Source organism: Shewanella sp. 125m-7, from assembly GCF_052977045.1.
This window is the reverse complement of the sequence record NZ_JBRILQ010000018.1, coordinates 23,286-46,091: the sequence shown is the minus strand read 5'-3', so window position 1 is coordinate 46,091 and position 22,806 is coordinate 23,286. Positions and strand designations below refer to the sequence as shown.

Sequence of the window (22,806 nt, the reverse complement as noted above, 5' to 3'; positions counted from 1 at the left end):
ATTAGATCTTAAAGCGTGAAACGCGATCGCTCAATTCAGCAGATGTTTTTAGCATTAGCTGGGCATTGTCGTTGACTTCTTGAGTTTGCTGCGACAACTCATTTGAGGTGTCGCTAATCGCTTGGGTATTACGACTGATGTCTTCAGATACCGCACGCTGCTCTTCAGCTGCGCTGGCAATTTGAGTCGCCATATCATTGATTTCTGTAATCGAGTCCGTAATGCGCTCTAAGCTATCTTTTGCTTGATTAGCAAAGGCAACACTCGACTTTGCAATATCGGTGCTAGACGCCATAGAGGATACTGCGTGCTGGCTGTTTTGCTGCAAAGTGGCGATCATGGCTCTAATTTCTTCGGTTGAATCTTGAGTGCGGTGACTCAGTACTCGCACTTCATCAGCGACCACGGCAAAGCCTCGGCCTTGCTCACCAGCTCGAGCAGCTTCAATTGCCGCGTTTAGGGCAAGTAGATTCGTTTGCTCTGCAATGGCCTGAATGGTTGACAGGATCTGGTTGATCTCGGTGGCGTTTTCTTCTAGTGCAGACACCACCTTAGAGGCATCACCGAGTTGCTCTGATAGCAGTTCAATCGAATCACTGTTTTTAACAATAACTCGGTTGCCTTCGATGCAGGCCTGAGTCGACACTTGCGCTGCATTGGCGGTCATTTCAGCATGGTTAGCAACCTCGTTTGCGGTTGCTGACATCTCATGAATCGCGGTCGCAATCTGATCGACATCTTGATGCTGGCCGTTAACGCCTTCGCTTGCCTTTGCGGCAATGTCTGATGATTCGTTTATCTGCTTAATGAGCTGTTCGGTATCGCAGGAAATCGCCTTAACCATCTGCTGTAAGCTCTCTAGAAAACGGTTCATGTGCGCTTCAAGTAAGCCTATTTCATCTTGTTTTTTAGCAGCAAAACGTTGGGTTAGATCGCCATCACCTTTTGATAACGTTTCAATCGCATTGGTTAATTGCTGCAGCGGCTTAAACATGTGGTTAACGATGAAAGACGCAATAATTAAGATGATGAACGCAAGCACTACAACCACTATTAGCTTATTAATAACTTGTTGTTCAATCATTTGATAAGCAAGCGTCTTGTCTTCAACCAAGCCCAGAGTCCAGTTAGTGCCCTTGAGATGAGTCATGCGGATCAACTTCTCTTTACCGTCCTGCCAGTCGATAGTATTGATTTCACCATTGTTACGAATGGTCTCAATGTTCGATGGTGTTAACGTTTGAGCAAGGCGATTGGCATCTTTTTGGGCATAGCTATTATCTCTAAAGGCGAGAATTTTATTGTGCTCATCCAGTAGGAAAGCAAAGCCCGCATTATCTATCTGCAGATTATTAATCTGCTCAGTAATATAGCCAATGCTTAAGTCTGCGGCGATTACGCCGTTCATTACACCGTTGAAGCGTTGGGCTAAGGTGACAACAGCAGCACCCGTTATGTCAATGTACGGCGGCGTGGTGATTATTTCATGGCTGTTATAGGCCAATTTATACCAAGGGCGAGTTCGTGGATCATAATCTTCAGGCCACGGCTGAGATTTATCTCCAGAGATAATGTCGCCAGTATCAAAACCTGCGTATACGTCGATAAAACCACCACTATTGATGGATAGTAAAAGTTCCCTGTCACTGTCTAAGCCTTGCTTTATACGCGATTCATTAGCCTTAACAATGCGCTTCTTATCTTCTAACCAGCTGAAGATATTGTTACTCACGGATTCTGCTTGTAGCGCGAAACGGGTCGAAATCGCCATTTCAGTATCATGAGTGAGCTGACGAGTGGACAAAGTGGCCAATGTGGTACTGATGGCAAGTATCGTTAATAACACTGCAAGCTGAATTTTGTGCTTTATTGTTAGATTCATTTTATTTATCGCTAATAAAATTATGCAAAACTAGCCAGTTAGGCTAATAAATCATAAAAGTGTAGAGTAAAAGGGAACTTGAAAAACAGCTGGATTATAGAGCAAGTGTTTTAATTAGGTATATCAATATTGTCATAATTGAGAGTCTTGTCTCAAATAATATACAATTTTTAAAGTATGAGCTTATACATCTGTGTACTCAGCTGGTCTGCGTGCTTTTGTATTAGCACTTTTATATTAGGACGTTTAGCATCCACTCTTTGTTCGCTTTAAATGATAGAGCCGATTGCGCTGCAATCGGCTCTAATGTTCGCGAGTACTCTTGCCTATGTTAAGTAAATATTAAGTTAAGCAAAGGTTCAGCGATTAGTCGTCACTGTCGCCTAGAGACAACAAGGTCGCGTTACCACCGATAGCGGTAATATTATTGGTGTGGGTTTTTTCAGTAATAAAGCGCGTCAAGTAGTGTGGGCCGCCGGCCTTTGGACCTGTGCCTGATAGGCCCTGCCCACCAAAAGGTTGCACACCAACCACAGCACCAATCTGATTACGGTTAATATAAACGTTACCCGCTCTAATTTTAGCTGCGAGTTTTAATGCATGGCCTTCGTTGCGGCTGTGAATACCTAAGGTCAAACCGAAGTTGGTTGAGTTGATCTCAGCAATCACTTTATCCAGCTCAGAAGACTTATAGCGGATCACATGCAAAATAGGACCAAAGTGCTCTTTCTCTAGCACCCTAATTGAATCGATCTCTACCGCGGTAGGCGCGACATAATAGCCCTTATCTGTGCCTTCAGGCAGTTCCACTTGCTTGAGTAAGGTACCGACTTGCTTGATATGCTCGATGTGAGCATTTAAATCTGCAGCTGCCGTTGCATCAATCACTGGCCCTACATCGGTTTTGACAAAGTGTGGGTTACCAATGGTTAGCTCTTCCATCGCGCCTTTCATCAGGTCAAGTACGCGCTCGGCAATATCTTCTTGCAGGAACAGCACTCGAAGTGCAGAACAGCGCTGGCCAGCACTGGTAAATGACGAAGAAACAACATCATTGACCACTTGCTCTGGTTGTGAGGTTGAGTCCACCACCATGGCATTTTGGCCGCCAGTTTCGGCAATAAGCGGAATAATCGGCCCTTCGCGCATGGCAAGGGTACGGTTAATCAGTTTTGCCGTCGCTGTTGAGCCAGTAAAGCACACGCCCGCGATACGTTCATCAGAGGTAATTGCTGCGCCAACAGTGGCACCAGTACCAGGAAGGAACTGCAGTACGTCTTTTGGAATACCGGCTTCATGTGCGAGCTGAGTCGCCCTGTAACCAACAATCGATGTTTGCTCGGCAGGTTTTGCCACTACGGTGTTACCGACTGCTAGCGCCGCTGTGACTTGGCCTAAGAAGATAGCGAGCGGGAAGTTCCATGGGCTGATACACACAAAGATGCCGCGACCTTCCAGATATAGCTCGTTGAGCTCACCTGTAGGGCCTGGGAGCAATTCTGGCTTGGCCATCATCTTTTTGGCGTTTACCGCATAGTAGCGGCAAAAATCCACGGCTTCACGGACTTCATCAATACCATCTTGAATACTCTTACCCGCTTCACGGGTGCAAAGTGCGATTAGCTCTTCACGGTTTTCTTCCAGTAAGTCGGCAAGTTTAAGTAGCGCACTTGCGCGCACTTCAACTGGGGTGTTGCACCAGCTTGGGAATGCAGCTTCTGCGCTTGATAGCGCTTGCTCAATGGCCTGATTGTTAGCAAAGGCGATTTTTCCGACAACTAAATCGGTATTAAATGGGCTTACTACGTCTTTGGTTTCACCCGTTAAGGTTTCTCCATTCACCAAAGGACCCGCTGACCAGCTTGTGTCTTTAAATTTGTCGAGCGCGGCAAAAAACGGCGTCGACTCTGAAAGAATATTTAAATTGAGTCCCTTAGAGTTTTTACGCTCTGGGCCGAATATATCTTCTGGTAATACAATTTTATTGTTTGCCAGCGTTTTATAATCTTTCAGTGTTCTAAGCGGGTGAACCACTAACGACTCTATCGGCGTTTTGAGATCAACGAGTTTGTGCACAAACGAGGTGTTGGCGCCATTTTCAAGTAGGCGTCGTACCAAGTAAGGTAGCAGATCTCTATGGGCGCCAACAGGCGCATAAATACGTACGTTTTTAACACCACTTTCGGCTAAAAGCGTATCGTAAAGCTCTTCTCCCATGCCGTGTAGGCGCTGGAACTCATAATCACGATCGCTAGCCATGTCGGTAATGCTGGCAATGGTTTGCGCGTTATGACTGGCAAATTGTGGGTAGATAGCGCCGCGAGTGGCATCTGATAATAAGTATCGAGCACACGCAAGATAAGACACATCGGTTGCCGCTTTACGAGTATAAAGAGGGTAACCGGCTTCGCCATTTTCTTGTGACCATTTAAGCTCGCTATCCCAGTAAGCGCCTTTCACTAATCGCAGTGGAATTTCGTCCCCCTGCTCTTTTGATAAACGGGTTAGCCAACAAAGTACTGGCAGCGCGCGTTTGGAGTAGGCCTGAACGACAATACCTAACAGTCCCCAGCCTTTGGCTGCATCTGAGTTGTATAGCTTTTGGAATAATTTAAGAGATAACTCAAGTCTGTCCATCTCTTCAGCATCGATAGAGATGCCGACATTGAGGCTACGAGCTTGCTTGATAAGCAAGATAAGTGTGTCATAAAGCTCTGTTAGCGTTCTATCTTCGTTAGCCACTTCATAGCGAGGATGCAGCGCCGAAAGCTTAATTGAGATCGTAGGGCGAGAGGCTTGGCTAGTATCATATTCTTGCGCGCCAAGAGCGGCGATGGCACTAGAGTAATCGTCAAAGTACTTGAGGGCATCTTTTTTAGTGAGAGCGGCTTCACCTAGCATGTCGTAGCTGTGGCTATAACCTAGCTTGCGTTTATCGACACTGTTTTTCAGCGCCTCTTTAACGGTGCGACCCAGTACAAATTGCTTACCCATGATTTTCATTGCGGCGAGCATAGACTGTCTAATAACCGGCTCACCCACTTTGTTGATTAAGCGATTAAGCAGGCTACTCGGCTTACCGTCAATACTGTGGTCTAGCTTAACGACTTTACCCGTGAGCATTAGGCCCCAAGTTGAGGCGTTGACCAAAATGGAATTACTCTTTTTTAAATGTTCATCCCACTTGGCACCCGACAATTTGTCTTCGATCAGGGCATCGGCCGTATCTGAATCAGGGATCCGCAGCAGAGCTTCGGCAAGACACATCAAAATAATGCCTTCTTGGGTTTCTAAGCTATATTGCTGCAAAAAAGCGTCAACACCGACCATCAGGCCTTTCTTGTCGTATTGGCGGACTTTATTAACCAGCTCATGTGCACGATTCGTCACACGGTTGAGCTCTTCATTACTCGAAGGAACCAGCTTGATCAAGTCTGATAAATATTGTTCTTCATCGACAATATAGTTATCGCTGATCGCTTGGAACAGTTCGTTGAGGTCGGCTGAGTCGTAATGACCAGTAAGTACTTCACTCGCTTTGAACATAGTAATCGCTTCCATCTAGGGCATGCTGCTTGAATAATTGTGGCGATAAACCTTGATTGTTTTTCTTTTGTATACAATCTAAGGCAGTCTCGCGGCAGATTATAACCATAAAATGTGACGCATGACAATATTGTCATATTTAGTGTGATTTACGTTTGAATGTTGTTGATGGGAAGGTGCGCTAGCCCTTATGTTGTAGGGGCTAGAGATAAGTCATAAAAAAGCCCGCGTTTTAATTATATTAGCTTTATATGCGGTTTTACTGAATTATTACTCGTGGTTTTAGGGCTTGGATTCTAGTTTTAGCAAGTAAATTAATATGAAATCAATCCGCTAATCTCCAGCAGCAATGCGGAAAACTTGCTTACAGGTTTTAAAGCGTTGCTTATTTAGGCTGTCGGATACGTCACATCCCGCTAAGTCTATGGCTTTTGACCTAAGATAGTTACCAGTGACTTTTAGGCTTACATTGCGGTGTTGTTTAGATAGGTAAACTGAGATGACATCTAGCAACCGATTGCTTAGCTGCAATAAAAAGCCCGTGTATGGATAACACAGGCTTTAAATAGGATTGTAGCTAAGCAATAACTCAATTTCTAGCTGAGATGATTACCAGTGGCTTTTAGGCTTACGTTGCGGTGTTGTTTAGAGAGGTAAACTGAGATGACATCTAGAAACGGATTGCTTAGCACTAATAAAAAAGCCCGTGTATGGATAACACAGGCTTTATAGGCGGTTTTGGTGAATAATACTGTTTGGTATTCTTACCAGTGGCTTTTAGGCTTACGTTGCGGTGTTGTTTAGATAGGTAAACAGAGATGACATCTAGAAACGGATTGCTTAGCACTAATAAAAAAGCCCGTGTATGGATAACACAGGCTTTAAATAGGATTGTCGCTAAGCAATAACTCAATTTCTAGCTGAGATGATTACCAGTGACTTTTAGGCTTACGTTGCGGCCTTGGAAGGTAAACTAAGATGATACCAAGCAGTAGGCCACCAGCAGCAATATAACCACCTTGCTGCCACATTTCAAAACGCTCATTTTTTTGGATACTCGCCAGTTTCGCTTTGGCGTTATCTCGTTCCATGCTGGCGCTATCCAATGCTCTTTGCGCTGTCGCAAGTTGAGATTTTACCTGGTTAAGCTCTTGAGCATTGTTATCGCTGCTGCTTAATGCTGCTTCGAGATCGGCTTTAGTCTGCTTAAGCTCTGCCTGAATCGCAGGTAGCTTTACACGCAGGCTTGTCTTTGCGCTGAGCATTTTTGTTTGCACCCAGCCTTCACGGTCTTTACCGTCAATAACCTTGCTGTAATCACCTTGAGTCTCATTAAGCGAAGTGACTGGTTGGCCAGCTTCGATGCTGCCTAAAATACGGAATTGTGTTCCAGGCCCACCATGAAGGTAGATATAAACATCATCTGAGATGTAGCGCGTTTGGTTTGCTGCAAGCAAAGAAGGGGAAAGTAGCATCATTCCCGCAATAATTAGAATTCTTAACACCAATCTATTCTCATCTACGAAATTTAGCCCACATGCTAGGGATTTAAAGGGGGTAATGCAAGTGGCAAAAGAGTGATAAAACGCAAAAGGGAAGTTTGATACAAAAATTATCAAACTCCCCTTTAGATTACGTCGTTTTTGTAAAACGAATGTTGCTCAAGGTTATTCGAAAATACTCTTAATGATATAGAAGAATATAATTGAAAGACCTGCACCCGCAGGAAGGGTGACAACCCAAGATACAACAATGTTACGCACTACGCCCAAATTGATTGCGGCGATACCACGAGCCATACCGACACCCAAAACCGCACCCACTAGTGTTTGTGTGGTTGAGATTGGTAGACCTGTGCCTGATGCAATAACGACTGTTGAGGCTGCAGCAAGTTCTGCGGCAAAACCACGGCTTGGTGTTAGGTGAGTAATGTTTTTACCAATGGTTTGCATTACACGCTTACCAAAGATGGCAAGACCTAGAACGATACCCACAGCACCTAAAGGTAGAATCCACCAAACAAGTGGTGCAGTGCTGTTGATTTCACCACCGCTTTCAACAACTGAAACAACAGCTGCCAATGGACCAATCGCGTTAGCTACGTCGTTAGAACCGTGAGCAAATGCCATACAACATGCCGTGACAACCATTAAGATAGCGAATACTTTCTCAACGTTACCAAACTGTGTTTGACGGTCTGCTTTAGTGTCCATTTTAAGACGTTTAATCGCAATCATGCCACCAAAACCAACTGTAATTGCAATCAATGCTGCTAAGCCATACGCCTCGACAGTGCTGAAGTTTATACCAACATGCTTAAGACCTTTAGTGATTGTCACGAGTGACATCATAAAGCCCGCTAGTGCCATGTAGAAAGGTACGTAACGTTTAGCGTTTTCTAATGGGTTATCGGTGTTGAAAATCAGCTTTTGTACACTCTGGAATATCATAAAGGCGATAAAGCCCGATATTGCCGGAGTGACAACCCAGGAGCCAACGATACCGCCCACTTTGCCCCATGCCACCGCATCGCTACCAACACCAACAGCGGCGAAACCGACAATCGCGCCAACAATAGAGTGAGTGGTCGATACTGGCCAGCCTAACGCAGATGCGGCAATTAGCCAGATACCTGCTGCAAGCAGCGCAGAGATCATGCCGTATACAAGTAGTTCAGGTGAGTTGACAAAATAAGCTGAGTCAATAATACCTTTACGGATCGTACTGGTTACTTCGCCACCAGCTAGATACGCACCAGCAAACTCAAAGATCATTGCAATAATGATCGCTTGCTTAATTGTAATTGCATTTGAACCTACAGAGGTTCCCATTGCATTGGCTACGTCATTGGCGCCAATACCCCATGCCATTAAAAAACCAAATAGAGCCGCAATGCCAATAAGCACTGGGCCGTTGGTGACTAATACATCAACCATGTTGTTACCTTGATACTCTTTTGATTAGACGCGAGCTAACATTAGCTCTAAGCGAGAACCGACTCGTTCAGCAAGATCTGCCAAGTCACCAACCCACTCAATTATCTTGTAGAGGAACATTACATCGACAGGGTTTAATTCTGATTCGATGGAGTATAGTTGTCTACGGATCTTAATCTGTAAATCATCTGTATCTTCTTCGATAGAATCTAGTTCTGCGATCATTTTAGCGACAAGATCCACTTCACGGCCTCTAAAACCCGTTTCTAACAGGTCGTCGAGTTCGTTAATTGCTTCTTTTGACAACGAAACTGCATCAAGGCAGCGCTGTAAATAAGCAATGAATGGCTCTTGAATTACTTGAGGTAACTCTAATTGTCGGCCAATGACGCGGCCGGAAATGTCTTTTGCTTTGTTAGCAATTTTATCTTGCTGGGTAAGTAGCTCCAGTAAGTCAGTGCGTTCTACAGGCATAAACAGACCGCCAGGCAGAGTTAAACGGATCTCACGCTTTAGTGAGTCAGCTTCTTGCTCTGCAGAGCTAATTTGCTTACGCAATAGAACTGCTTTGTCCCAGTCTCCTGCGACAGTTGCTTCAAAAAATGGGACAAGTATTAACGCACAATCGTATACTTTGTCGATATGCTCTTGAAGAGGCTTAATTGGCGATTTTGCAAACACGCCTAAAATAGAGTTTACTGGCATTGCCGTGTACCTATTTTGGTTATTCCACTATTGGAAAAAGCGGGCGCATGTTAACTCAAGCGGCCGCGTAATAAAACTGTGTTTTTCTATTTTAATAGACAGTTTTTTATTCTAGCTAGATATATTCTAACTGCAAAGCGGATCCTACGGCGATATTATTGCAGAAATATTACAATGTGTAACTTTAATGGCAGATTGATTAAATTTTGATGACAAGGTGAATGGTACATCGATGGAAGCTGAGATTGAACTCAAACTTTTCTTTAATGAAGAACAAAAGAAAAGCCTTATAAAACTATTAGATAGCTTACCTAGTTGCGATGCAAAGGGGGTCGAGAAGCTGACTAATGGCTACTTTGATACAAATGAGCTTACCTTAAGAAAATGGGACATGGGTCTGCGGATCCGGGGAATAAATCAACATTTAGAACAAACAATTAAAACAAAAGGTCAGGTTGTTGGCGGGATCCATTCTCGACCTGAGTATAATGTTGATATAGATCAAAATTTTCCGCAATTAAATTTATTCCCCAGTGATATTTGGCCTGAAGGGGCGAATATTGCACAAACTCAGTCAGCACTTTACTGCTTGTTTAATACTGATTTTGAACGTCAGCGCTGGCATGTTTTTGTTGATGACAGCTTAGTTGAAGTGGCTTTAGACATAGGTGAAATCCGTGTTGGTCAAGCCGTTGAGCCGATTTGTGAGTTAGAATTTGAGCTATTGGCGGGCGATACCAGTGCCTTATTAACCCTCGCTGGCATCGTGAGTCGAGACATTCCCGTGCGTTTAGGCAAAGCGAGTAAAGCGCAGCGTGGTTACCGTTTAGCGGGAGAATCTAACCCCGAGACGGTTGCAGCACTTGAGTTTATTGAAATAGACCCACAACAAAGTTTAAAGCAAGTTGCGGTCAATCTATTAGCTGTGGGATTAGATCGTTGGCAAACAATTGAGTCGATGATGCTAGATCCTGAGCAGCATCTATTGGCACTGCCCATCTTGAGTTACCGTTTGCGAGCCTGTATCCGTTTACTTAAGAGTACACTTAAGCAATTCGAGTTACTTGAAGACGATTTTCAAGCCGATTTTGATTGTATCGAGGCTCACTTAAACTTTATTGAAGAAGCATTAAGTTTATATCGCATCATTGATAATGACGCAGCTTTAGTGGCTAAGTTGCCGCAGCATAAGGCATTAGCCGACGTCGCATTAGTCAAGTTGCAACAGTTAGACATTATCGGCCAAGTCGAGTCGCTGCTGAGTCTGACCAATTATGGCAAGTTGCAGGTGCATTTAGTCGACTTAATGATGCAAATTAATGATGGCCGAACCGTTATTCATCGAGATCTAGAGCTACGACACTTTGCCAATAAAATGCAGGAAAACTCCTGGCAACGGATTTTAGATGTCATGCCATTAGATAACAACCTTAGCAGCTCTGATTACCTGTCTGTAGCTAAGGCGCTCGATGACAGTATTTTTGTCGGCGTAGCCTATGGCGGTCTTTATTCCGAAAAATATCGAGACCAATTTAGAGCACCTTGGCAAGATCTTGCGCTGGGGATCCGCACGCTAGCGGCTTATCGCGAGCTAAAGCTCGTTAGTGAGCTCGCTTATTTAGATATTTCCGAGTGGTTAAACAATAAAGAGCAAAGTTTGGTGCAAGCGATGGAGTTTTCTCGTCGTAGCGCGATGCAAAATGAGCCGTATTGGCGCTAAGCTGTATATCGTTACTCTGCAAAAAAGCCCACATCGATGTGGGCTTTTTAGTGTTTGAAGCGTTTTTATCGATCCCCGTTGAGAAGGTCAGTCTTGGCCACAGCTCTTTTTAGTCAGACTTGTTATCTTGAATAGCCTGTTTTAACTCATCGATTTCGGCAAGTAACTTTTGCTGGTTTTGCTCCATCCGTATCAAGCTAGTATTGAGCTCCGAGCGGAGCTCTTCAGTGTGACTATCGAGTTTTTCTGCTTCATCTGGCGAGACAAAAACCGACGCCATATAACCTGAAATAACACCAAAAAAACTCACGCCACAGACAATAACGATGGCACCGATAATATGACCTGCGGTTGTCACTGGATAATAATCACCATAACCTACAGTCGAGATAGTGACTAAGGCCCACCAGACCGCACTTTCGGCAGTATCGATATTAGCCCCTTCAACGCCGCTCTCTACGATAAGCATTAACACCGATGAGAAGGTTAATATGGTCACAAGTGCGACTAACAGGCTAGCAATGGTTGCTTGTCTGCGCTGTTTAAGCATGGGGATGATAAGCGAGCGGGTCATACGAATAAGGCGCACAACTCTTAAGATCTGGAATAGTCGCGCCATTCTTAGTACTTCAATGGCCGGAATGCTGGCGACAAAATCAATCCAGTGATTTTTTAGGTAGTCGCTCTTACCTTCTGCCTTGAACAGCTCAAAAAAGAAATTAGACATGAAGATAAGACAGATACTGGTATCTATCATAAACAGTAAGCGTTTTGTCTCGCCATCGACTCGCCCAAAGGTCAGCACGAGCACCACAATTACTGACAGCAGCGATAGCAGCATCATCGCGAGCTGAATCGGTGTGGGAGGTGTATCGGGCTGTAGCAGCCAGCGCTTTTTATTTGCCATCGCTTAGATCCATCTATTGAGGTGCCAGAAATTACCTATAGGGCGCCTTGATTTGCGCCTAAGGTTCAGCGCTAAATTGGATTAAATCATCTAATACATGCTTTTTAATTTCAAGTTGTTGTTCTGCTGAAAGGTTATATTTTTCAGCTAAAATCTCATAATCACTAAGGCTTAGGGATACGGTAAGGCGAGGACGTTTAGGGCGTTTAGTGACGCTCAATCCTAATATTTCTCTGATCTGATCTGAGGGACTCACCCCAGCATCGAGTGCCGCTTTTCGTATGGCATACTGGAACTTTTCGTCCATATCGAAGGCTATTTGTGTCGCTTTGGCGGCTTTTTGGTTTTGTAGCCATTGCTCGGGGAGGGGATTTTTTTGTTTGGTCATGCCTGCGGTACCTAAATTTTCATCCGTAAAAGAACGTGCGGAATTACTTCAATGCTAACACTGATTGCAGCTGAAACAAAAATGGTTCTAAAGCAAAATACTTTAGAACCATTTAATTATGCGCCTGGCCAATATTCTCGAATATCAGTCAGGGGACGATATAGAGTTAACATTATATCTGTTTCGCCGCCTTCATAGACTTCGATATCTACAGCTTTGTCTTCATCGTCATCTAGCAGTTGGTAAGCCTCAAACGGATCACCAGTAGAGCCATCGGCATCTTGAGGTGGTCTTAATCCGCGATAATCTTGGCGATGGAAATAGCCAAAACTCGCTGACGTAACCTGATGATAATGCGGTGATAACCACTGTTCATAATCATTTAAGTCAGCTGACAGCGTTTGCGTATCTAGCTCGGCTTTACCAGCTTCTTCGAAAATTTCACTAAATTGCTCGAGATCGAAAAGCTGTTCAACTAGGCCTCGATTTATCTTAATCGAGAGGGCGAGGTACGTTTCATCATCTTCATCAAGACTGAGAAAAATAGCGTCGCCACTATGGCCCTTTAGCACCCATTCCGTTTGTTGTTTGCGCTGATACTCGTAAGTATTGACCGCTTCAACTCGCAGTTGCTGACCACGTAACTGTGGTGGCAAGGCAAAACTGTCATCAAGGGAGATCATATCTCCCTTGTTAAGTTTTGATGGGTGATCGAGTTGACGTTTAGGTTCCTCTTTCTTGCCAAATAGGCTGCTTAGAAATCCCACGTCAGTCTCCTTTAGCCTTTACGGGCTTTAATGCGATCAAGTACCGCGTTAGCATTAGACTTTTGCTCGCCAATACCGGCCTCAGCTAGTTTGTCGTGCAATGCTTTGTCGCTGTTTTCTTCAGCGAGAGTCTCAGACGCTTTTAGGCGGTCATCAAATGACTGTTGACGAGCCTTGATACGTTCTAGCGAATCTTTAGCGTTAAGCAGTTTTGAGTTGCTACCCGCAAATGAGTCAGTAATAGATGCTGTGGCTTTTTGTACGCTTTCAGTGGTCTTAACCATAGTCAATTGACGTTGGTAATCAGCTAATTGGCGTTCAGTCTTACGTACAAGCTCTTTTAAGCGAGCAGCATGCGCGCTAAAGCTTGCATTCGCAGCTTGCTGATCGTTAAGCTCTTGGTCAAGCTCAGCAATTTTCTCTGCTACTTCAAGTGCTAGCGACTCGTTACCTTTTTCAAGTGCTTGAGTCACGTAACCTTCATGTTCAGCAACAGAGCGCTTTAGACGGTCAACTTCACGGCTTGCTTGCATCTCTTTTGCCATCACTTCAGTTAAGTCGCGCTTAGCTTTAGTTAGGTGTTTTTCGGCATCACGAATTTCTTGTTCAAAAATACGTGTTGAGTTTGCATCAACGATGCCTTGGCCAACTTCAGTAGCACCGCCACGGAAGGCTGTAAGAATTTTGTTTAGAATGCCCATAATGTGGCTCCTTTATTTAAGGTAGTCGACGAGTTCGTCGATAACTTCAAGACAGTTGTCAGATAGAACAGAGAGTTCCTGCTCGATTTCTTGCATGCTTGAATGTACTGATAGCGCGCCGTAAACCACATACTTATCGTCGATTTTAGCAAACGATGACAGTGGCATTGGGATGTTGAGCTCTAACATGGTCTCAAACATTTCGCTACGACGCTCTTGATTCACTTCATCCTCGCCCCATAAATAACTGATGCAGAGGATTTGGTTGTCCGTTACCGATACGAATACCGGGATCTCTTCACGGCCAACAACATTAACTTGTAACACTTCCACGTCGCCATCAATTGGGTAACAATCAAATTGAAAGCCAGTTTGGCTATTGTCGCCAAGTTCATTTAGGTGGTTGGCAATGGTGTGGATATTCATATTTGTCCTTATTGACATATTATGTCTGTGATTAAAGATAGCATTACGACATAATATGTCAAGCGCTATCTTTACGATTCAAAAATAAACTCTACTGATTTTCTAACCAAGCCTGCTGATGGTATTGATACAGCTGACTTGAACCTAAAACATTGGGCTTAATTTGCGACTTATTTTGGTAAAAGTTTCCAGGGAACTCAAATGCCGCATGGATCAAACCTGGGGTTAACCAAGGATCATTAACCGGTAACTGCTGTACGTCTTCTAGTCTATCTCGGGCACTTTTGCCGCCTAAGGTGGCAATGCTCCAGCCCCATTCGCCAAAACTGGGCACGTTATGATGATACTGATCGACATTAAACCCCGCCAACTCCAAGGTATTAGCCACAGAAATAAAGGCATTAGGCGCATGATAAGGTGACGTTGACTGTATGGTTAAGGCAGCGTCATTGCTCATTAGTTCCTTGAGCTTAAGATAGAAAGCATCGGAATACAGCTTATTGAGATCCGGATGACTAGGATCGGGCAGATCGACAATAATGACGTCGAACTTTTCCTCTTTCGCCAGTAGCTTATCGACACCATTAAAAGCATCTTCAAACATAATTCTTACCCGTGGATCGTTAAGCGCATTCTGGTTAAGTGCCAATAATGCCTTACTCAAATTATCAGGCATATCACTCGATGGTTGTTTAAAAAGGTTGACCAACTCGTGGTCTAGATCCATCAAGGTGACTTGCTGAGGTTGCCACTGCAGCACTTGAGTTAAACCAAGGCCATCACCGCCACCGATAATTAACACCTTGTCGTGGCGTGCGCTGGCAGCCATGGTTGGGTGGACTAAAAACGAGTGGTAGATATGTTCATCGCTGCTCGAAAACTGTAGTCGACCATTGATATAAAGCGAATGTACCGGTGCTAGGCCATTGCCACGTAAGCGCTCGGTAAAGGTCAGTTGTTGAAAGCGCGTCGCCTTGGCATAAACCACCTTGTCTTTGTATAGCAGGTTATTAAAGTTCTGTTCCCATTGAGGGCCGTGTAGGGCTAGCAATACCAAAATGCCGGTCGCGATAAAGTGACCCACTAATAGTAGTTTTACATGACGTATTTGATGCCAGAAGCGCCAGATAAAGATAAAACCGGCTAGCAGATTAAAGCTTGCCGTTAAGGCCGCGGCAAGTTGGATATCGATAGCCAGCATAAAGCCAACCCAGATAGCCGCACCAATACCGGCGCCCACATAGTCTGCACCATAAATGGTGCCTGCATTATGCATTAGGTGCGCTTCAGACAGGGCTTGGCGTACTCGAGCGATCAGTGGGATCTCCATACCGATCATCAGGCCGAGTAACACCCCCCACACATAAGGCAAGTATTCACTGAGCTTTTGCAAAGTGCCAATAAAGCCACCGTTGGGCAGCTGATCGGCCGGTAGACCTAAGGTATCTGCAATGATTAAGGGTAATTGCTGGCCAAAGCCGATAACGGCAGCAGTGATTAAAATCGCCAGTGAGCCACACAGGGCAACACACAGTTCTAATACGGCAAAACCGGTAAAGGCACAGCGAATTTTACGGGCGGCAAAAGCGCCGACTCCCATAGAAACAATCATTAGGCCAATCATGGTGTAAATAGCGGCTTCGAGCGCGCCTAGAATGCGTCCGGCATAATGTGATAATAGGTATTCATAAATCAGGCCGCAGCCCGCAAGCACGGCCATAATGCCGAGCAGTAAGATATCGTCGAACCAGCCAAGTTTGCCTGATTCTATAGTTTGATTATGTGTTGAAGTTGTTGCGCTGCTTGAGTCGGTTTGCATTGGGTGTCTATTGGCTATTTATAAGAGATAGTTTATTCGAGGCTGCATATAGTTGAAATGACGAATATTAGAGGTGGTCATTCGAAGTTGCATCAATCGGATATAAGTTAATGGCATTAATAAAAAGGGAGCGTATCGACCGCTCCCTTTCTCTCCCTTATGCCATCAAGGCAGCGAGGATAATCGCGATAGAAACGCTAATGGCCATCTCGACGAAAGCGAGGCCGATGTTATGCTGTTTTTCAACTTCATCGCATAAATTTATGTTGGCCAGCACTAACTTTTTAATCAAGGTGATCAGCAGTGATAGAGACAGTAGCATCACTACCGAGAAGACCAGCCAGCCGATTAAGTTTGTCACGTAAGCATGTGGGTCAAAAATAATAAAGTGGCTAGCAGCATTAAAACTAAATGCCATGGCAAGCATATAGCCGCTATGACGAATCGCCAATGCCACATGCCCTTCGGCGATCGCTTTTTGCATCGATGCACCTTGGTTACGCTTAGCGTAGCGGTTTTCACGGCCACGAGTCAGTAGCACTAACATTAGCTGTGAAATCGCAAAGGCACTAAAGATGGCAATAAAGGTGTAAATGGTAAGGTCTTCAGCCCACATTAATACCGAGCGAATAATAATCGCAGTGGCAATAGCTGCGGTTGCATCCACAATCGCAACTGAGACATTACCTTTGAGGATCAAGGCGTTTTTATCTATATCATTGAGTGCAATCTTGTCATGCAAAAAACGACCGAGTTTAATCAGTACTAAGCCAAATAAACCATAAGCACTCATGCCAATGGCTTCAACTAAATACGACTCGGCGGCTTCACCAGTAATCGCACCGGTAAGCACAATACCCAGCGCCATCACAGCACCTGCGGTACTAATGCCAAAGGCAAAGTTATCGTTTTCAGCCAGTTCGTGGCGACTATTTACCTTAACTGTCCAGCCTTGCAGGTAACGCATTAATGTTAATAGGAGCACCGCGATAGTGATATCGATGAATAGAATAATCATCAGATCGAGAGTGAGGCCGTAGTTTTCTAAAAATGTCATAAAAGTTCCTTAATTATTTGCCTCGGCGAACACCGCGAGTGGTACGACTGCTGGAATTACGGAAGCTGCTGTCCTTAGAGTAGTTAGAGCGGAACTTGCTCTTACTGCTCGCAGTGCGTCCTGTTGAACTGGCTTTTGGGGTACTGCTACTTTGTCTCGAAAGACTGGTTGAGCCTGTACGCGATTTAGCATATGGGCTATCAAACTTTTTGCCTTGAGAGCTAAACTGCTTCTTTGTACGCTCATAAGTTTGAGTCTGTGCGCGAGCTTGTTTAGGTGATGTATAGCGGTAGCGTCCTACATCATTGTAATAGCTGTAGTTACGGCGACTTGACCAACGATCGTAACCTATTGGACCGCGAGTTAAGTTGGAGAACATAGAGTACATGCCATACCAAGCCCAAAATGACATGCCATTAGAGCCCGTTTGCCAGTTACCGTAGGAAGGGTTGCCCACTAGCTGGCTACCTGCACCAAAGTCTTCGGCGCCATTGGCAAGCGCAGCGGCTTCGCGGCTAATGGAATTCACTCGAGCGAGCGTGCCGCCCGACATATCAGCGACCACGTTAAGTGGATCGGATAGCATATCGTTATAAAGGCTAGGGTCCGCGGCTTGATAGAGGTTCTCGACTTCTGCAAGCTGTTGATCGAGATCGACAAAGTTGGCCGGATTTTGCGCGTCAGTCAATCGCCGCGTCAGTGAGGTAAACATCGGGCCGCGGTTAGTGGCATCCATCGCAAGCTCATTGAGCAGAGGGCTTAAGTCTGGCTTTTGCCTTTCCAATACTTGAGTGTATTGTTTTAGCAAATTAGCATTACGTACCTGACCGTCGCTCAGCATAGTGCTTAGAGTATCGAGGCGTTGCTGAGTCAGCTGCTGATACTTTGCAATTTGCTCTGGTCTATCATCGCCACATCCTACGAGGGCGAGAGCCAGTATGACGGTGAGAACGCGGGTTAGCATTCCTGCCATAGTTTCTCCAAATTCTAATATGTTACTTTTTAGTGGCCAAATGCCGTACGGTAACAAAGACACATTGCCATAATGCTTAATGATACTTTATAGCGATTAATAATTACCCAGCATACAGATATTTCAGTTGCTGAAACATTGAATTCGCAAGAGAAATAATTTGCTCTTACTGTAATTATCAGCGCTTGAGTATAGTATTGCCTATTAGAGCATAAAAATACCACGGATCCTGCTTTCATGGCCTTGAGTAATTAAATTTACTCAACTGACCAACATCCACGACCAAAACTGCTCACATTTGTTTACGCTCTATCTATATCATTATCGACATAATATGTCGATGTTCAAAATTGTTAGGGATTATTATGCGCACGGCGACACAGAGTAATAAGCTTGTCAGCACTCAAATGGCAGAGACCGCAGAGCGATATTGGCAAAGACTAACAGATAACGCCGCTGAGTTAGTGGCGTCATTGACCAATGAGCAACAACAAGAGCTAAAACTGGTTTTTGGCTTAAGTGACTTTATTGCAACTCAGCTATGCCGCCACTCGCACTGGATCCCGGTATTATTTGAGCGCGAACTGCATAATATTGAGCGTCAAACATTCGACGGTGAATTGGCAAGCTTGCTTGAGCCTATTACCGATGAAGAGCAAGCCAAACGTATTTTACGTCAATATCGTAACCGACAGATGGTGCGAATCGCCTGGCGAGACTTTCTTGGTTACAGTGAATTACAAGAGTCGTTATTAGATCTGTCAGCACTTGCTGAGGCGCTAGTGATTGCAGGGCGGGACTGGCTATATCGCGAGATGTGCACGCAACTGGGCACCCCAAGCGATAGCCAAGGTCAACCGCAAAAACTGCTCATCTTAGGTATGGGAAAGCTCGGTGGTCGTGAGCTTAACTTCTCTTCTGACATCGACCTTATCTTTACCTTTGCCGAGCACGGCGAAACCATTGGCGGCAGACGCTCGCTCGAAAATCAGCAATTCTTTATTCGCATGGGGCAGCGTTTAGTCAACTTGCTGCACCAAGTTACCGTTGATGGTTTTGTGTATCGCGTTGATATGCGCCTTCGCCCTTATGGTGAAAGCGGCCCCTTAGTGGTGAGCTTTAGCGGCCTTGAAGATTACTATCAAGAACAGGGTCGAGATTGGGAGCGTTATGCCATGGTTAAGGCGCGTGCACTTGGGCCATGGACCGCTGATTCTGATGAGTTACATGATCTGCTCAGACCATTTGTTTACCGCCGTTACTTAGATTTTTCAGCGATAGAGTCGCTGCGCAAGATGAAGGGGTTAATTACCCAAGAGGTCCGTCGCCGTAAGCTCACCGACAATATTAAGCTCGGTGCTGGTGGCATTCGAGAGGTCGAATTCGTGGTGCAGAGCTTTCAGCTTATTCGCGGTGGCCGCGAACCCTCATTGCGCCAGCAAAGCTTATTTGCAGCCATTGAGACCCTGTACCAATTAGGACAGTTGGAATATTTGGCGGTTGATGAGCTTAAAAATAGCTATGTGTTACTGCGCCGAGTTGAAAACCTATTGCAAGCAATAAACGATGAGCAGACCCAGACATTGCCAAGTGAAGTCCTTGATTGGCAACGTTTATGTTATGCCCTCAATGCCGATACAGAAATGGATCTGCGGGAACAGATTGAAACGGCGATGAGACAGATCCACAGCCACTTCCAAGAAACGGTGGGGGGGAATCTTCATGAGGACCAAAACGAGACCTGGACTCAGCAGTTATGGAACGCATATGAAGATGAACATGCGCTGTCTATTCTAGAAGAACAGGGGATTGATGATGAAAAGCTCTGGCCGCTGCTTAACCGCTGGCACGAAACCGTGGTGCGCCGCACCATCGGTCCAAGAGGGCGCGAAACCTTAGATAAACTCATGCCTAAGCTATTGTGTGAGTTTACTAATCTAGCGCAACCTTCTAAGGCATTTGATCCTGTGTCAAAAGTGCTCGATCAAATTTTAACTCGCACGACTTATCTTGAGCTTTTATGTGAAAATCCAGGTGCAAGGCAGCAGTTGGTGAGTCTTTGTTGTGCCAGCCCATGGATTGCACAGCAGCTGGCTAAATTCCCAATGCTGCTCGATGAGCTGATTGATCCTGCCCAGCTGTATGACACCACATCATTAGATGATTATGGCAGTGAGTTGCGCCAATATTTACTACGAGTGCCAGAAGATGATTTAGAGCAGCAGATGGAAGCACTGCGCCAATTTAAGTTATCGCAGCAGCTAAAGATAGCCGCCGCCGACGTGACAGGCGTGCTGCCAGTGATGGAGGTGAGCGATCACTTAACCTTCTTAGCGGAAGCGATTATCGAGCAAGTGGTACATCAGGCATGGGGCCAAATTAGCAGTCGTCATGGTGTGCCGGATAACCTAAAAGACAATGAGATGGGCTTTGCGGTTGTCGGATATGGTAAGGCCGGTGGTATTGAGCTAGGTTATGGCTCCGATCTCGATCTGGTCTTTTTACACAACGGCAGCCAAGCAGGGCAAACCAATGGCGATAGACCGATTGATATTGGTCATTTTTATCTAAAGCTTGCCCAACGCATATTGCACATGTTCTCTACTCGCACTATCTCAGGTGAACTCTATGAGGTAGATATGCGCCTTAGGCCGTCAGGGGCGTCAGGCTTACTGGTGAGCGAGATTGAACACTTTGGTGAATATCAGCGTCACGAAGCCTGGACATGGGAGCATCAAGCACTGGTGCGGGCGCGCTTTATGTTTGGTGATAATGCATTGTCGATGCGCTTTAACACGCTAAGAGCCGAAGTGTTGCAAAGCAAGCGAGATAAAATATCGCTTGCTAAGGATGTGCGAGAGATGCGCCTTAAGATGCGCGATCACTTGCTCAAGGTTGAGCCTGGTATGTTCGATCTTAAACAGAGTAGTGGTGGTATCGCCGATATTGAGTTTATCGCCCAGTATCTGGTGTTAGCCGATAGCAGTGAGCATAAGCGCTTATGTTTTTGGTCTGATAACGTGCGAATTTTCTCTGATCTAGCAGAGCTCGAACTCCTGCCTTTTGCAAGTGCACAGGCGCTAACTCAGGCGTATTGTTACCTGCGTGATGAAAGCCATAGGCTGACACTACAACAGAAAAAATCGGTTCTGCCAGTAGAAGCGTTACAGCCGCATATCGAGCGAGTGGAAGCGATTTATCAGCAGATCCTAGGCGAGCCGGTATTGTGATTTAGCGCAAATCAGCAGGCAAATTGCGTTGCACAATAAGATTCAGTTGCATACAAAATCCTGATTGGATTTAGCAATAATGTTAGTGATAATGTAAGTGATTGAGTTAATGCTGAATCACTAACTTGGTTTGTTCTATGCATTGACTAGATTATTGAGTCGATTGTTAGGATCTCACCATGAACTCACATAATCAAACAAGCCGTTATAGTCGTCTTATCGACAAGCTTACTGGAATGGATATCGTCAAAGGTATTCATTCCAGCCGCAAGCTCAGCCAAAAGCTCAGTCGAAAACACATCCAAAAGCTCAGTCGAAAACACAATAAGCCAAATCAGGGCTTTGTTCGTGAGCTGCCTTGGTATTGGGTATTGCTTCTGTGTTTGCTTTTATTTGTTAATGACGTAATCGCAGCGATAGAGCCAGAGCAGAGGATAAGCTTAATTATTCTCGATCGCTCAGTCGAGCAAGTTGATAGATTGCTTGCGGACTTTAGAGGTGAGTTGCATCTGCTAATTGTTGAAGAATCCCAAGAGCCATTCGAGCAGATAAACCAAGCGTTATACGGTGAACCGCTTTATTCCAATGTGACGATTATTGCCAAAGCTTCAAGTTCGGCTATTTATTTGGGAGGTCGCTGGATTGATCAACACTATTTACTCGAACATCAACAAACATTAGCCACTTTTTCCAAGCAGTTTGCTAACGATAGTCAGCTATCTTTGTACACCACTAACTTGACGGTTAGCCATGGTGGCGGCGAGTTTATTGGTTTATTTGAAAATCTGACTCAGCTGAATGTGGACGTAATTTATATGCAAGGCCAGCATTATGAGCCCCTTTGGGTACAACGAGCCGAGTTTGACTTTTAGCGCTTAACAGCCGGAATTGACATCGGGGTTTCTCAATAAAACCTATGCCCTAATGTAGTGTTTAATGAAGCAGTTAGTCTTGATACGTTTTGTATCATATTTTGAGCAGATACTGCTTTGCGGATATAGAAATACTGCTTACTATCAGCTCAAGTATGTCCCTATGTAGTATAAGGGACTAATTAGAGGATGGTTTGATGAGTTCTATCAGTGGTGTAGTCAATAGTACAAGTATCAATGTAGGGGCTAAAATCACCTCCAACGTTGCAGCTGATTCGGCTACTCAGCAAGCCACAGCCAGTCACGTGCCAGATATCGCTGCCAATGCAGCTTCTGCTAGCGCCTTAGCTAAGCCGCTCCCAAATACAGGCGCCAGCACCACAGTGGTATTATCAACGGCTGCGCAAGATAAGCTCACCACAGAGCAAGGCGTTGCCAAAGCGAATAGTTCTGCCGCTGATGCTAACGCTGTAAAAGCCGAAGCTGATGAAGATGGAGATTTTGAGTCATTTGTATTTGGCGCGTTAGGTCTCGATCACCCAGAAGAGATTGATGAGAACGGTGACCCATCATATTCGGCAGGCCAATATGTTAAGGCGGCTGCTACGGTTGGTGGCATGATTGCCATGTTTATTTAGACGTTGTCTAAAACTGGTTTTTACCAAGCTGCGCTTGATAAACGTCGTGGGATTCCATCCCACACACGGGCAAGAAGGGGTCAACAGCTACCCCCTCTTGCATCTCCCGAGCCGCCCCGACGAAGTTGTTGATCCTCACTCATTTTCGAAAATAGCTATCGCCTCATATTCGCCATCCCTGGCTTACCTAAGGCTATCTCGTCATCCATGACTCGCTCACGCGATTTGTCTTCAATGAC

17 protein-coding genes are annotated in these 22,806 nt (G+C 45.1%); 4 read left to right on the top strand and 13 right to left on the bottom strand.

Features of this window, described 5'->3' with window-relative positions; translation table 11 throughout:
• Position 1: 1 nt before the first annotated feature.
• From ACVBIL_RS10390 to ACVBIL_RS10370, 5 genes are all read right to left on the bottom strand, one after another.
• The gene (locus ACVBIL_RS10390; protein WP_447166910.1) at positions 2 to 1,882 is read right to left on the bottom strand and encodes a methyl-accepting chemotaxis protein; all 1,881 of its coding nucleotides are present in this window, start codon (positions 1,880 to 1,882) and stop codon (positions 2 to 4) included.
• Positions 1,883 to 2,248: 366 nt separating this feature from the next.
• Positions 2,249 to 5,443, bottom strand: a complete 3,195-nt coding sequence (gene putA / locus ACVBIL_RS10385; protein ID WP_447166909.1) for a bifunctional proline dehydrogenase/L-glutamate gamma-semialdehyde dehydrogenase PutA — start codon at positions 5,441 to 5,443, stop codon at positions 2,249 to 2,251.
• 914 nt (positions 5,444 to 6,357) lie between these two features.
• Positions 6,358 to 6,933, bottom strand: coding sequence for a TIGR04211 family SH3 domain-containing protein (locus ACVBIL_RS10380; protein WP_447166908.1), 576 nt, complete (start codon positions 6,931 to 6,933; stop codon positions 6,358 to 6,360).
• A 162-nt stretch (positions 6,934 to 7,095) separates the two neighbouring features.
• Positions 7,096 to 8,364, bottom strand: a complete 1,269-nt coding sequence (locus ACVBIL_RS10375; protein ID WP_447166907.1) for an inorganic phosphate transporter — start codon at positions 8,362 to 8,364, stop codon at positions 7,096 to 7,098.
• A gap of 24 nt (positions 8,365 to 8,388) precedes the next feature.
• On the bottom strand, positions 8,389 to 9,069 hold the full coding sequence (locus ACVBIL_RS10370) for a TIGR00153 family protein (RefSeq protein WP_447166906.1): 681 nt from the start codon (positions 9,067 to 9,069) through the stop codon (positions 8,389 to 8,391).
• A 232-nt stretch (positions 9,070 to 9,301) separates the two neighbouring features.
• Between ACVBIL_RS10370 and ACVBIL_RS10365 the strand changes: the two genes are divergently transcribed.
• Positions 9,302 to 10,789 (top strand): CYTH domain-containing protein, encoded by a 1,488-nt coding sequence (locus ACVBIL_RS10365; RefSeq protein WP_447166905.1) that lies wholly within the window; start codon positions 9,302 to 9,304, stop codon positions 10,787 to 10,789.
• 109 nt (positions 10,790 to 10,898) lie between these two features.
• Here ACVBIL_RS10365 and ACVBIL_RS10360 read toward each other — a convergent pair whose 3' ends face one another.
• From ACVBIL_RS10360 to ACVBIL_RS10325, 8 genes are all read right to left on the bottom strand, one after another.
• Positions 10,899 to 11,696 (bottom strand): potassium channel family protein, encoded by a 798-nt coding sequence (locus ACVBIL_RS10360; RefSeq protein WP_447166904.1) that lies wholly within the window; start codon positions 11,694 to 11,696, stop codon positions 10,899 to 10,901.
• 58 nt (positions 11,697 to 11,754) lie between these two features.
• Positions 11,755 to 12,084 (bottom strand): hypothetical protein, encoded by a 330-nt coding sequence (locus ACVBIL_RS10355; RefSeq protein WP_447166903.1) that lies wholly within the window; start codon positions 12,082 to 12,084, stop codon positions 11,755 to 11,757.
• Between the two features lie 116 nt (positions 12,085 to 12,200).
• On the bottom strand, positions 12,201 to 12,851 hold the full coding sequence (locus ACVBIL_RS10350; RefSeq protein WP_447166902.1) for a hypothetical protein: 651 nt from the start codon (positions 12,849 to 12,851) through the stop codon (positions 12,201 to 12,203).
• Between the two features lie 11 nt (positions 12,852 to 12,862).
• On the bottom strand, positions 12,863 to 13,552 hold the full coding sequence (locus tag ACVBIL_RS10345; RefSeq protein ID WP_447166901.1) for a PspA/IM30 family protein: 690 nt from the start codon (positions 13,550 to 13,552) through the stop codon (positions 12,863 to 12,865).
• Between the two features lie 12 nt (positions 13,553 to 13,564).
• Positions 13,565 to 13,978 carry a YjfI family protein gene (locus ACVBIL_RS10340; RefSeq protein ID WP_447159392.1) on the bottom strand — a complete coding sequence of 138 codons (414 nt, stop codon included), beginning with the start codon at positions 13,976 to 13,978 and terminating at the stop codon, positions 13,565 to 13,567.
• A 91-nt stretch (positions 13,979 to 14,069) separates the two neighbouring features.
• Entirely contained in the window at positions 14,070 to 15,797 is a 1,728-nt protein-coding gene (locus tag ACVBIL_RS10335) for a polyamine aminopropyltransferase (RefSeq protein WP_447166900.1), read from the bottom strand.
• A gap of 157 nt (positions 15,798 to 15,954) precedes the next feature.
• Complete coding sequence (locus tag ACVBIL_RS10330) at positions 15,955 to 16,854, bottom strand: DUF350 domain-containing protein (protein ID WP_447166899.1); 900 nt, start codon at positions 16,852 to 16,854, stop codon at positions 15,955 to 15,957.
• Positions 16,855 to 16,867: 13 nt separating this feature from the next.
• Complete coding sequence (locus ACVBIL_RS10325; protein ID WP_447166898.1) at positions 16,868 to 17,827, bottom strand: hypothetical protein; 960 nt, start codon at positions 17,825 to 17,827, stop codon at positions 16,868 to 16,870.
• 365 nt (positions 17,828 to 18,192) lie between these two features.
• Between ACVBIL_RS10325 and glnE the strand changes: the two genes are divergently transcribed.
• The 3 genes from glnE to ACVBIL_RS10310 all read left to right on the top strand — a co-directional run bounded on the left by glnE (position 18,193) and on the right by ACVBIL_RS10310 (position 22,567).
• The gene (gene glnE, locus ACVBIL_RS10320) at positions 18,193 to 21,057 is read left to right on the top strand and encodes a bifunctional [glutamate--ammonia ligase]-adenylyl-L-tyrosine phosphorylase/[glutamate--ammonia-ligase] adenylyltransferase (RefSeq protein WP_447166897.1); all 2,865 of its coding nucleotides are present in this window, start codon (positions 18,193 to 18,195) and stop codon (positions 21,055 to 21,057) included.
• Positions 21,058 to 21,236: 179 nt separating this feature from the next.
• Positions 21,237 to 21,929: a DUF4347 domain-containing protein gene (locus ACVBIL_RS10315; RefSeq protein ID WP_447166896.1), complete on the top strand. Its 693-nt coding sequence runs from the start codon at positions 21,237 to 21,239 to the stop codon at positions 21,927 to 21,929.
• Between the two features lie 197 nt (positions 21,930 to 22,126).
• Positions 22,127 to 22,567 carry a hypothetical protein gene (locus ACVBIL_RS10310; protein ID WP_447166895.1) on the top strand — a complete coding sequence of 147 codons (441 nt, stop codon included), beginning with the start codon at positions 22,127 to 22,129 and terminating at the stop codon, positions 22,565 to 22,567.
• The last annotated feature ends 239 nt before the right edge of the window (positions 22,568 to 22,806 follow it).

Excerpts from the sequence above, each read along its gene's own strand:
- ACVBIL_RS10390 (WP_447166910.1), bottom strand. The coding sequence starts at position 1,882 with ATGAATCTAACAATAAAGCACAAAATTCAGCTTGCAGTGTTATTAACG.
- putA (WP_447166909.1), bottom strand. The coding sequence starts at position 5,443 with ATGGAAGCGATTACTATGTTCAAAGCGAGTGAAGTACTTACTGGTCAT.
- ACVBIL_RS10375 (WP_447166907.1), bottom strand. The coding sequence starts at position 8,364 with ATGGTTGATGTATTAGTCACCAACGGCCCAGTGCTTATTGGCATTGCG.
- ACVBIL_RS10370 (WP_447166906.1), bottom strand. The coding sequence starts at position 9,069 with ATGCCAGTAAACTCTATTTTAGGCGTGTTTGCAAAATCGCCAATTAAG.
- ACVBIL_RS10365 (WP_447166905.1), top strand. The coding sequence starts at position 9,302 with ATGGAAGCTGAGATTGAACTCAAACTTTTCTTTAATGAAGAACAAAAG.
- ACVBIL_RS10360 (WP_447166904.1), bottom strand. The coding sequence starts at position 11,696 with ATGGCAAATAAAAAGCGCTGGCTGCTACAGCCCGATACACCTCCCACA.
- ACVBIL_RS10355 (WP_447166903.1), bottom strand. The coding sequence starts at position 12,084 with ATGACCAAACAAAAAAATCCCCTCCCCGAGCAATGGCTACAAAACCAA.
- ACVBIL_RS10345 (WP_447166901.1), bottom strand. The coding sequence starts at position 13,552 with ATGGGCATTCTAAACAAAATTCTTACAGCCTTCCGTGGCGGTGCTACT.
- ACVBIL_RS10340 (WP_447159392.1), bottom strand. The coding sequence starts at position 13,978 with ATGAATATCCACACCATTGCCAACCACCTAAATGAACTTGGCGACAAT.
- ACVBIL_RS10335 (WP_447166900.1), bottom strand. The coding sequence starts at position 15,797 with ATGCAAACCGACTCAAGCAGCGCAACAACTTCAACACATAATCAAACT.
- ACVBIL_RS10330 (WP_447166899.1), bottom strand. The coding sequence starts at position 16,854 with ATGACATTTTTAGAAAACTACGGCCTCACTCTCGATCTGATGATTATT.
- ACVBIL_RS10325 (WP_447166898.1), bottom strand. The coding sequence starts at position 17,827 with ATGGCAGGAATGCTAACCCGCGTTCTCACCGTCATACTGGCTCTCGCC.
- glnE (WP_447166897.1), top strand. The coding sequence starts at position 18,193 with ATGCGCACGGCGACACAGAGTAATAAGCTTGTCAGCACTCAAATGGCA.
- ACVBIL_RS10315 (WP_447166896.1), top strand. The coding sequence starts at position 21,237 with ATGAACTCACATAATCAAACAAGCCGTTATAGTCGTCTTATCGACAAG.
- ACVBIL_RS10310 (WP_447166895.1), top strand. The coding sequence starts at position 22,127 with ATGAGTTCTATCAGTGGTGTAGTCAATAGTACAAGTATCAATGTAGGG.